Annotated in this window: 9 protein-coding genes; 3 read left to right on the top strand and 6 right to left on the bottom strand. The window is 41.2% G+C overall.

Going from position 1 to position 11453, the window contains the following annotated elements:
• Positions 1-212: 212 nt before the first annotated feature.
• Positions 213-1049, bottom strand: coding sequence for a Uma2 family endonuclease (locus PMG71_RS07225; RefSeq protein ID WP_283752984.1), 837 nt, complete (start codon positions 1047-1049; stop codon positions 213-215).
• Positions 1050-1225: 176 nt separating this feature from the next.
• Between PMG71_RS07225 and PMG71_RS07220 the strand changes: the two genes are divergently transcribed.
• Positions 1226-2464 (top strand): tetratricopeptide repeat protein, encoded by a 1239-nt coding sequence (locus PMG71_RS07220; protein ID WP_283752983.1) that lies wholly within the window; start codon positions 1226-1228, stop codon positions 2462-2464.
• A gap of 163 nt (positions 2465-2627) precedes the next feature.
• Positions 2628-3620, top strand: coding sequence for a CHAT domain-containing protein (locus PMG71_RS07215; RefSeq protein WP_283752982.1), 993 nt, complete (start codon positions 2628-2630; stop codon positions 3618-3620).
• Here the strand turns inward: PMG71_RS07215 and menD are convergent.
• The 3 genes from menD to PMG71_RS07200 form a co-directional block, all read right to left on the bottom strand.
• Positions 3598-5367: a 2-succinyl-5-enolpyruvyl-6-hydroxy-3-cyclohexene-1-carboxylic-acid synthase gene (gene menD / locus PMG71_RS07210; protein WP_283752981.1), complete on the bottom strand. Its 1770-nt coding sequence runs from the start codon at positions 5365-5367 to the stop codon at positions 3598-3600. The genes PMG71_RS07215 and menD overlap by 23 nt on opposite strands.
• Positions 5368-6208: 841 nt before the next feature.
• Positions 6209-6727 carry a GNAT family protein gene (locus PMG71_RS07205; protein ID WP_283752980.1) on the bottom strand — a complete coding sequence of 173 codons (519 nt, stop codon included), beginning with the start codon at positions 6725-6727 and terminating at the stop codon, positions 6209-6211.
• Positions 6727-7014 (bottom strand): type II toxin-antitoxin system TacA family antitoxin, encoded by a 288-nt coding sequence (locus PMG71_RS07200; protein WP_283752979.1) that lies wholly within the window; start codon positions 7012-7014, stop codon positions 6727-6729. Before PMG71_RS07200 ends, PMG71_RS07205 begins: the two co-directional genes overlap by 1 nt.
• A 168-nt stretch (positions 7015-7182) precedes the next feature.
• Between PMG71_RS07200 and PMG71_RS07195 the strand changes: the two genes are divergently transcribed.
• Entirely contained in the window at positions 7183-7737 is a 555-nt protein-coding gene (locus tag PMG71_RS07195; protein ID WP_283752978.1) for a hypothetical protein, read from the top strand.
• Here PMG71_RS07195 and PMG71_RS07190 read toward each other — a convergent pair.
• Complete coding sequence (locus PMG71_RS07190) at positions 7670-8665, bottom strand: DNA-methyltransferase (RefSeq protein ID WP_283752977.1); 996 nt, start codon at positions 8663-8665, stop codon at positions 7670-7672. The two genes, PMG71_RS07195 and PMG71_RS07190, sit on opposite strands and share 68 nt — an antisense overlap.
• A gap of 83 nt (positions 8666-8748) precedes the next feature.
• Positions 8749-11448 carry an ATP-binding protein gene (locus PMG71_RS07185; RefSeq protein ID WP_283752976.1) on the bottom strand — a complete coding sequence of 900 codons (2700 nt, stop codon included), beginning with the start codon at positions 11446-11448 and terminating at the stop codon, positions 8749-8751.
• Positions 11449-11453: the final 5 nt, after the last annotated feature.

Here is an 11453-nt window from a genome sequence, read left to right as displayed (position 1 = left end):
CGGACTTGATATTACTTCGTAGAGAAACCCGGTTTCTGGCAGAAACCGGGTTTCTAGTCCCCATCGGGAACTTGTAATATCAAGTTCGCTTAAATATCCTAATTAAAAATCCAGGGAGCAAGATGCTCCCACTCCAGTCATCTCAAGGGATTTGAGGAGTGCGGGCATCTTGCCCGCTTCTTCACCCTTTATCCGGACTTGATATCACGGCACTACGACAATGTATCAGGATCGATGCCCATAGCTCGAAGGCGCTCCAATAGAGCTTCCCGTTGTTGGCGCTCCTGAGCTAATGCGGTTTCTGCCTCTTGTGCCCGTTGGCTTTCTTGCTCGGCTCGTTGGCTTTCTTGCTCGGCTCGTTGGCTTTCTTGCTCGGCTCGTTGGCGCTCCTGCTCGGCTCGTTGGCGCTCCTGCTCGACTCGTTGGCGCTCCTGTTCCCATTTTTCCATAGGAGTAGGAATCCAGTTCCCTTGGCGATCGTACCAACGTAACCATAATCCATCCACTCGATCATAGATTCCTTGCCATTTTCCCAAACCTAGCTGTAACTCTTCAAACCATAATTTATCGTCTGGTAAACTCAAGGGTTTATACCCAGAAGCTTCTAAATGAAAAGCTCGAAACTGATTCTTATAGCGGTCATAAATCACATAATAGGGAACTCGTAAAATTTGCTCATAAACCTGCCATTTTGTCGGCGGTTTATTCACTTCTCTTAGCGTTTGCCCTAAATCTTCTTGCTCAGTTCCTGGAGATAGGAGTTCAACCACCAAAAATGGCGAAATTCCTTCTTGCCAGATCACATAACTTAAACGAAGATCCTGTTGGCGGTTAAATCGTCCTGTACCTAAAACCAGAAACCAATCGGGACGTTTGTACCAGTGGGTATGGTTTACGTCATAATATAGATTTAAGTCTTTGGCGATTAAATATTGCTCAGTTGGGTAACTTGGGGAATCAAAGGTAAAATCTAATAACTGAGGTTGTAGGTCATGAAATTGGTCAGGCAATCCCGGTTCCTCCGGATCTTCGCTGGGTAAATCATACATGGTAGGCAAGTTATTTTGCCTGTTTTGGGGGGGATAGTTGGGGAACATGGCAGTACGATCGTATCAGGATATTCCTATACTAGGATAGCGGTTGATGGTTGTAGATGACCCAACCTCTGAGTTCGCCAATGTGAAGGGAAATCTGCCAAGCTAGGACAAGATGAGTTCTTTAATCCATGATGAATGTAGTCAAGTTAGGTGGGATAATTGTGGCGATCGCCACCAGCAGCGTGTTAGCGCTTGAGTTACCGGCGATCGCGCAAACCCCAGAGTCTGGCTCAGTTCATGTTCAAACCGATCGAGTTAGTGAAGCTAATACCCTAGAAGAAAGGGGTAAAACCGACTATTTACAGGGACGTTTTTTTTCTGCCCAACAGTTTTATCAGCAGGCACTGAAATTACGCCAAGATATTGGCAATCCAGTAAAACTTGCTCATACCCTAATTCATTTAGCAGCCGTTAAAGTCAGCTTAGAAGACTATGATATTGCCTTAAAGTTACTGAATCAAGCGAGAGAACTTGCCCAATCTCAAGAGAATATTGCCACAGAAGTTGAAGCCTTAACAGGCTTGAGTTTACTGTATGAAAAACAAGACTTACCCGATCTTGCCCTATCCAGCGCTCAACAGGCTTTAGAATTAAATCAACATTTAGATGAACCAGAGAAACAGGGACATTTATATAATCAGCTTGGTAATCTTTATACGACTCTTCACTTGCATTCGAGAGCCATTGAAGCCTATCACCAAGCCTTAGATATTTTTCGCGAATCCGGGAATAAAGTCGGAGAAGCGAACAGCCTCAATGGAATTGCTTTGGTCTATACTGAAGAAAAAGATTTTGAACCTGCTCTTTCCCCTTTTTATCAAGCCCTGTTGATTTGGCAACAGTTAGGAAATACAGAAAGCTATGCGACCACACTGCATAATATTGGCCATCTACTTGAGCAAGAAAAACAAGTAGAGTTAGCCATTATTTTTTACAAGCAGTCCATTAATGAGCTTCAATTGGTTCATAATCAAATCACGGATTTTTCTCTAGAAAAACAGAAGGCTTTTATGGGAACAGTTTCCCATCGTTATCGCCATTTAGCTAATCTTCTTTTTCAACATAACCGCCCGGAAGAAGCTCATCAAGTTCTGGACTTGCTAAAGTTGCAAGAATTAGATGAATATTTACATAGTGTTAAAGGCGATCATCAATTACCGACTTTAAATTTGCATCCCGTGGAAGAGGATATCTTAAATGATTTTTTGCAAGCTCAAGCACAGGGTGTGGAGTGGATTCAAGACTTAGAACAATTAAGGGCAATTCCTGAAGGCGATCGCACGGTTGAGCAAATTCAAAAAATCGATCGGCTTAATTCATTATATCATAGTCTTCATGAGGATTTTAATCGGTTTTTACAAGACTAAAATATCACCAAAATTAGCGATCAAATTGCCAATTATAATGCGAATTATCAAGGGGAAAATATCCATATTCAAGGCTTACAAACAGTGCTGAAACAGTTTCAACAAAAAACAGCATTTGTGTATCCGTTTATGTGGGAAGATCGTCTAGAAATCGTGGTAATTTTTGCCGATCGCCCCCCCCATTCGACGTACTGTCCCCGTCAGTCAGTCGCAAATTGAACAGAAAATCGCGGAATTTCGCACTGTAGTAACGCGCAAATATCCCTTACCACGGGTAAAATCAGTCGGTCAACAGCTCTATGAATGGTTAGTGCAACCCATTGAAGCGGATTTAAACGAAGCGGGAATTGAGGCGTTGGCATATGCCCCTGATGGTCAATTGCGCTACTTACCCTTAAGTGCTTTATATGATGGTCAGGATTGGGTAATTCAACACTTCCAGATTAACCATATTACAGCGACTAGCTTGCAAAACTTTACCCCCCAAACTCATCGAGAACGGAAAATTTTAGCCGGGGCATTTACCCAAGGAAATTATCAAGTGCAAGTGGGCGATCGCCAATTTGACTTTTCTGGATTACCCTTTGCTCAGAAGGAAGTGCAAAATTTGATTCAGCAATTCCCCGAACATACCACCCTATGGAATCAGGACTTTAATCGGGATACCACGTTGCCCGAACTCCAGGATCATCAAATTGTGCATTTAGCCACCCATGCAGCCTTTGTCACAGGGGAGCCAGAAGAGTCTTTTATTTTACTAGGAAATGGCGATCGCATTACCCTACGAGATATCGAGCATTGGAACCTCTCTGATGTAGATTTAATTGTCCTTAGTGCGTGTCAGACGGCACTCGGTGAAATTCTCAGTAATGGGGAAGAAATTCTCGGTTTAGGGTATCAAGTACAACAAGCAGGGGCAAAAGCGGCGATCGCCACCCTCTGGCAAGTGGACGATCGGGGAACCCAAATATTAATGGATGAATTTTATCAATTCCTTGAGAGTGCATCCGATATCACCCTAGCCCAAGCCCTTCGCCAAGCACAATTGAGTTTAATTGAGGCTCAACTTCCCCAAAGCGATAATTTTGACCCCACCTCTTTTGAGCATCCCTATTATTGGGCCCCGTTTATCCTCATTGGCAATGGTCTAGACTAAGGGGGGGTAAGGGTACATCGGTAAAAATTTGCTTGCGCCATTGGGCATCTAAACGGCGATCGCACCTAATTTCTAAAACTCGTATTCCCCGATGGGGTAATTTTTCTAAATACTGCCGGAACTGCTCCCAAGTTTCAATCTGATGATACTCAATCTCATAAGTTTGGCATAAGTGGGCAAAATTAATGGATTGAGGCGTACCAAAGAATTCTTCAAAGGGGGGATTATATTCGGCGATCGGTAAATTCTCAAAAATTCCGCCCCCATTATTGTTCATTAAAATAATGCTTAAATGCCCTTGGAAATAGCGACGCACTAAAAAGCCATTCGTATCATGTAAAAGGGCTAAATCTCCGGTGAGTAAAACGCTTGGTTGCTGATGACGGTGAGCCATTCCCAAAGCAGTAGAGAGAATGCCATCAATGCCATTGGCTCCGCGATTAAAATAGGGATGGAGTTGGAGGGTATTGGGAGTCCAAAACCATTCCACATCGCGTACGGGCATACTATTAGAAATAAAAAGTGGCGTATTTTTGGGCAGAATTTGGGAGAGTAACCAAGCGGCTTTGGGTTCAAATAAATCTTCAATGTTGCCTAAGACTCGATCTAAGTGCGATCGCCCCCCATGTTCTAGGGCACACCAGCGCTCTAAATAGGGATTAATTTCAGAGTTTTTTTCGGGAAGAAAACGGGAGAGTTGTTCAATGGAACAGCGCCAAAATTGGGTTGAATTGTGCAGGGGGTCAAGATTTTGATAGGTGGGATCGATAATCCATTGGCGAGGGTTACCTTCTTTGAGCCATTGTCTCAACACTTTGCTGGTGGGAAAATCGCCAACTTGAATGACGACATCGGGGGATAATTCTTGGGCAATTTCAGGATTACGAAGAATTAGGTCATAGGTGGAGATAATATGAGGATTGAGATGGGCATAGTTGCGAACGGGGGAAAGTCCTTCGGCGAAGACGGGAAAGTTAAGGGTTTTGGCTAAATGGGCGATCGCCTCCACATAAGCTTCTGCGTCTTGTGGTTGAGCAACTCCCGCAATAATGAGACCACGGGAAGAGCGCAGATCCTTGCACCAGGTTTGCACAGCTTCCGGTATTATTTCGATGCTCGATACTGAGGCAGAACGGGGGGTTAAAAATCCAAAGAAGCGATCGACCTCAAACTCCTCTTCCCGAATGCCCAGATCCAGTTGTAGAACAGGCGCTAAGGGGTCTCGAAAGGGAAGATTAACATGGACGGGGCCGGGAATGGGGCTTAAGGTGCGCTCCCATCCATAGGCGATCGCCTGGCGCAGATAAGCTAAAAGATCCACATCCGGTAAACTTAGCTCCGTTTGCCAAGTGGGGTAATTTCCGTAGAGCTTCACCTGGTCAATGGTTTGCCCGGCATGGGTTTGGCGCAATTCCGGGGGGCGATCGGTCGTTAACACCATCAGAGGCACTCGACTCTCCGATGCTTCAATCACCGCAGGATAAAAATTAGCCCCAGCCGTCCCCGAAGTACAGACTAAAGCCGCCGGTAAGCCCAATGTTTTAGCCTGTCCCAAAGCAAAAAACGCCGCCGATCGCTCATCTAAAATCGGTATCGCTTCAATCCCCCTTTGAGCCGCAAAAGCCACCGTTAAGGGAGTCGAACGAGATCCCGGACAAATGATGACCGTAGTTAACCCCAAACGCTCCAAGGTTTCCACCAAAATCGAAGCCCACAGCATATTCAGGTTACGGAAATCAATTGGCATAGTGCAGGGATCGGGGGATAGGGAGATAGGGGGATAGGGAGATGGGGGGATAGGATATGATCTTCGCATCTCCAATGAAAACACGATATTAGCCTTGTAGCAAGCCACCTCGCCCCCAACCCAGACCCATTTTTAATTTTTAATTTCTAATTTTTAATTGGTAGGGCGTGCAAGTTACTTACAGCATAATGTGTTTGCTCAGGTACACCAGGGACTCCGCCGATGAGTTATTACACACTCTTTAAAGGATGACTACCTTTAATGTCCACCTGTCGGGTTCTTCGCATCCTGTTTCCCAAACACCCACTGCATGGCAGTGTTACTGTTCCTCTCGTACTAAAGTATGTAAGCTTTGACACTCCCCGACCTAAATGTACGGGGATTCTTGAGCTAATCACAGCCCTTTCAAGTCACCTCTACTTAGGTCTTACACGATTATATCTGAACCGAACTTGCTAGAAGATCACTTGTTATCTAGATGTCCTTTAGTGGTTCACTCTCCAAGCGTTTCTCCATTTCAGGAGAGGTTCGGGTATGCCCTACCCTACCTGTCTTGTGACAAAAACTCTTATGGGTTTTCATTCAGTCTTTTTGAAGACTTACTGCGCTATGTTTTACGAGGTTTTCGCTACCCTACTTTTTTGTCTCTTTTGCTGACTTTTGAGTTCAAGGGTTCAAGCTTAAGCTATTTTACTACCGCCCACTCAGGGGATTCAAACCTCTTACATCTTAACACAAAGCCGTCCTTAAAGGACGGGGCTTTAAACCCAATTCTTCGGTAAGAGTCAGGACACGCCTTGGGATCTATTTTAGCTCAGAAGTAAAGAGATAGCGATCGCCCCTAAATTCCCAAATTTTCGCAAAGCTCTTCAATAGATTTCATCGGCAAATACAGTTTCATCGGTTCCTGATTAAATGGTCTAAATCCATACTTTCTATAAAAACTCGACGCTCTTTCATCCAAAGCTTCTGCTATTACAGCTAAAGAGGCAACTTGCATCGTTGTATCTAAAGACTTTTTAAGAGCATCTATCAATAGCAGTTCACCGAACCGCTTACCTTTTTGCTCATTATCCACAGCAAGACGACCTAATAGGGTTGCAGGTAAGACTGGGTAACGGGGTAAGCGTTTAGCAAAATTCTCCTCCAAAGCTGCAACATTGACCGTGTAAGAAGAAAGCGTATAGTATGCCAAAACATTCATTTCAGGATCATCAGTTAAAACAAATACAGTTGAAACCCGTTTTTTGAGATCCTGAGAGGCTTGCTTACGAATATAAGTATCTAAACTCTCTTGCCCACAGCAAAAACTTGAGCGGATGTGCTTGCGACTATCAAGAAGGTTAATTTTGAGAACCATTAAACTGACATCGTTTGCTTGTATCGTAAAGCAGCCGATTTCAAAGCTTCATTCGGCTTCGGAGAATTGAGAATCGCATCTACAAAAGCCTCACTATCTTCAATACTAAGCTTCAAAGTTTGGTGTTCTTCAATAACTTTGTATGCGGCTGCTTGCACACTTGCAACAACAAAATCAGTAAGCGTTCGTCCTTCTAAGTCAGCCGCTTTTTGCACCAGAGCCTTAGTTTCCTGACTGATACGAGCTTCTAACCGTGCTGATGATGTTTTATGAGTTTTAGTAGCCATAGTGTGAGACCCATAAATGTAACAACCTTATGAATCCAGTCTATACGGCAAATTGCCGGATGTCAACACTGAATCTATAGGATAGGAAATCTGCTAATTATGGGGTTTCTGGCGATCGCTCAAGTCCCAGGATATTTGATAAAATAAAAAGTAAAATTTTATTCAATTATGGTTGACTCAAGCCAACTCGATCAGATCCTACAGCAGTATTATCAGTCCTTCACCAAAAAAGTCTATACAGATGAAAACAACGAAACCGACTTGTTGATGGACATCTTTGATATCACTCCCGAATTAAAGCGTCAAAATCGCCAATATTGGGGTAGGGAGTTAGGGATGTGTTGGCAAAAATTAGTCATTGAAGTTTGTCGCCAAACCTGTGATGATTTTTCGCCAGCCTTAAAATTTAATGGTAATCAACCTTGTGATTTAATTGTCGGTCAACGGGCAATTGATACCAAATATCGCATCGGATCGGGTGATTCGGGAACACTCAAGAAATTCAAAACCTATGGCAAGTTACTCAAAGAACAAGATTATCAACCCATATTATTAATTGTGCGCGAGGATAATTTACCCGCAGCTCTCAGAGCGTGTGAGTCCAGTGGGTGGACTATTTTCACAGGAGAATCAACATTTGAATATCTGACTCAACTCACTGGCTTTGATCTGAAAGTGTATCTAACGGTAAAAGCATCTGCGTATAAGATTGATCGGGTTTAACGTGAGAAGATTGTGATTTTTTTGATGTAGATTCCATATCTTCTAAACGCTTTTCAATAATCTCCACATACTCTGGAACAATTTCAATCCCTAAATAACTCCGTCCCAGCCTTTTCGCTGCCACCAATGTTGTTCCAGAACCCGCAAAAGGATCTAACACAATATGATCAGGGGAAGGGGGAACAAAAAGATCGATCAACTTTTCCATCAGAGCTAAAGGTTTGACTGTACAATGGACATTATAATCCATCGGCTTTTCTCGTGGAATATCCTCTAAAATATTCGATTGAAATGAACCATCTTCATTGATAGCATGAAACAAGCCTACCCCATATTCTAGCAGCGTTTCCACATAGTTATTGACTAGCGGTTTTTGCACCACCACAATTGCCTCCCACTCATTTCTTAAACAACTATGCCAACCTTGCCAATCTTGATAATTATTAACTCCTTTTTGTTTGAGTTTAGATTGCAAATTCAGACCCTTGGGAATCCCACTAGAGCGCCGATATACCAGACAATCTCGTGCATAAAAACCAGCTTTTTCCAGAGCGATTTGAACATGGGCCATGGTTCGAGTGCTATTAAAAGCGGCAACAATTGCACCCGGTTTACACACTCGAAATACCTCAATTGCCCATTCATAACACCATTGCTCATAATTGAGAATATTTTCCCTCACTCGCTCGTACCATCGAGCATTCCGAACTCCCCCAGCCAAACCACTTCCATAAGGAATATTTTTCACCAGAGTGCTACTATTTTTAGCTCTATTGAGTCGTCGCTTAATCTCTGGATTGTTCCATTTGTGCCCAATAAATTCATAATTGTAGGGGGGATCGGTAATACATGCAGAAATAGAATTTTCTGGAAATTGGCGTAATACTTCTCGGCAATCACCCGTAAAGATTTGATTATTGTGTTTCATGCCTACAAAGTTTTCTGTGATGATGTTATTTATAGTATAAGATACTCAAAGTTACTGTCAAGCCATAATTTCTACTCATAGTTCTATATTTTCTCAATTTCAACCCAACGACGAAATAACTCAACAATAATCCTAAATTTGCCGTTTTGTTCTATAACGACATCATGCTTTTCTAAGCAAGTCAGAGCTGCATCTAATGCCTTTAAATCAAGGTTTGTAGTTTGGCTAAGAGTTTCTCGATCTAGTCCAGTGGGATAAGGTGCAAGAGCGCATAAAACCTCCTGTTGTCCAGGTTCTCCTTGAGTGGCTTGCTTCCAAACTCCAGTAAAATAGCCCCGTCCTTGCTCCAAGACACCGTTAATCACCGCATTCAGATCGGCCAAGGTAAACTGAGGATCGCGGGAATATCCTTCTTCAAACACTTGAGCATTATAGCGGCTTACTAATTGAAACCCAATTAAGTTGACTAAATAGGGTTGTCCATGGGTCAAATTATAAATTTCATCAATCGTTTCTCGTTGGTAGTCTAAGGAAAAATCTTCATCTTCTGGGTTAGCCAGAATAACCGAAGTTGATCCCTTGGTCATAAAGCCAACTTGAATCGGTATCACACTGGCAAAGAAGGGTTGAAAATAATCTTCTGTCATTTCATCTAAGGTATGTAATCCAGCTAAAACAAAGGCAATGTTTGGGCTTTGTTGGATACTGGTACGCAAGAACTGCATAAATCCTGGATCGATTTTCCCCTCATTAATTAAGTGTTCAATTGTTTCAAATTCGTCCAGAGCAATAATTAGTTTATTCTGGTCTAGCTGTTTTTCAATCTTTACTAGGTAGCGCCTGAAGGTAGGATAAGGAAGCTTGAAAAAGTCGTCATCATTCGGAGAAGAGATTTCAAGGACTTCAGAAATTTCATAACTAATCTCAATCAGAATTTCTGCTAAATCATTCCCTAATCCCTGCAAATTAACATAAGCGAGCTTGACTCTTGAGCCGAGAGCCGTAGAAACATTGCGTAAAATTGAGGTTTTACCCATACGTCGATGGCCAAAGAGAACAACCGACTCTAACTGTTCTGCCATGACCCAAGTTTCTTCTAATTTTCGCATAATATCTTCCCGTCCCACAAACCGTTTACCGATCACGGGACTCCCACTAATGTAGGGATTCCGAACGGGTTCAGTAATGCTAAAGTCGCCTATCTTGGCGGTTTCCTGAAGCAGAATCTCTTGCCAAGTTTCACTAATCTGAACGATTAATCCTCGTTCAGTTTCTGGTAAGCAATCTTGTTGATTGAGAATGGTCGTTACTTCTGCTAAAGCACGATTTAAGGCAAAAGAACGGGTTGCTCTCGATGGACTACGTTGGACTAAGCGTACATCTTCAACAGCACGATGGAAACGTTCAATTGCTTCCCAGCTAGTAGGACGTAATAAGGGTTCCGGAGGAATGGCAGGTAATGTACAATTGCTTAAACTATAAATATCTTGCACCTCACTAAAGATCGCCAATTTATCAGCAAGAGAACACATCTCTTGTCCATGAGATAACTCTCCTACAAGAACAAAAAAATCTCTAGCTAGTTTTGCTTGTTTGGTTTGTAGATACCAAAAACCACTCATAACGAAAGAGGTACGATAACTAGATTTAGGATTATCTAAAATTCTTGGTGCTATTTTTAATAAGACATTTGGACAATAGATTGATAATTGAGAAACAGCTTCAATGATTTCATCAGGATCTTTGCAATCCAAGAATATTCTAATTGTTCTTTCTAAAGTAGTGAACTGAAGAGTATAAGTTGCTATTTGCTCTAAATTCATTAATCCAATATACCAGTCTTGCCTTAATGAATTAATTAATTTAGCTGACAAACGTGGAATCGGAATTTCTGTAGTATGAGGAATATACTGATTTTTTTTATCGATAAATAAAAATAAACTGATAATCCACTCTTCAAAACGTAAGCCTACCAATAATACAATGATACCATAATTACCTGCTATAAAAAACATGAAAGTAAAAACGGTCAATAACGCTAATAGCAATATAATTCTACCAATCAATCTACCTAACTTTAAATTAAAATTCATGCGCTTAAAATGAGATATATCGTTATGATTAAGGTCGTCATATATTGGATTTTTTTTGTCTTCAATTATTTTAACTTTGATCAGGAAATAAGGTGATGCACTATAGTATTTATTTTTATTTGAATTAAATTTATGTACAACCATTGTGGTAATAAAAAAAGCGATAAAAAAAAGGTGGTAAATATTTATTGACGATGTATTTATATATGAAATCAAAAAGATTAAGCCTGAGCCACTATTTATCAGAATAATCATTTTAGATGTAAAACCAACTTCTGGTGCATATAATAACTTATTGAATAACCAATATAAAAACATAAAATACAGGGTATATGTAAACAAAAATACTACATTTAATATCACTGGATTAAACAAATGAATTTGTTTTTGAATTTCATTTATTTTAATATATATAGAAGAAAAATAATCAACAAATAATATCATGTATACAAAAAACAATATAAACAAAAGTGTGATTATAATCTGTGAATTTAGTTTCAAAAGAATTCTGTTTGTTGGCATATAATTAAAGTTTGTATGACAAAACTTTCTTTTATACCATATTAAGGCTTGAGGAAAGTAGAAAATCCAGTACAACAAGCGCAAGTAATCTAAAGGGTTCCAAAGCTGTAGAGGTCGATTCAGTTTTGGCTCTAAATCTAAACGAAGAATCGGTTTTGAATCAGTCATATTGT

Origin of the sequence: Roseofilum acuticapitatum BLCC-M154 (assembly GCF_030068475.1) — a bacterium.
Taxonomy (GTDB): Bacteria; Cyanobacteriota; Cyanobacteriia; order Cyanobacteriales; family Desertifilaceae; genus Roseofilum; species Roseofilum acuticapitatum.
The sequence above is the reverse complement of the archived record's forward strand: the minus strand, read 5'-3'. Positions and strand labels throughout refer to the sequence as shown.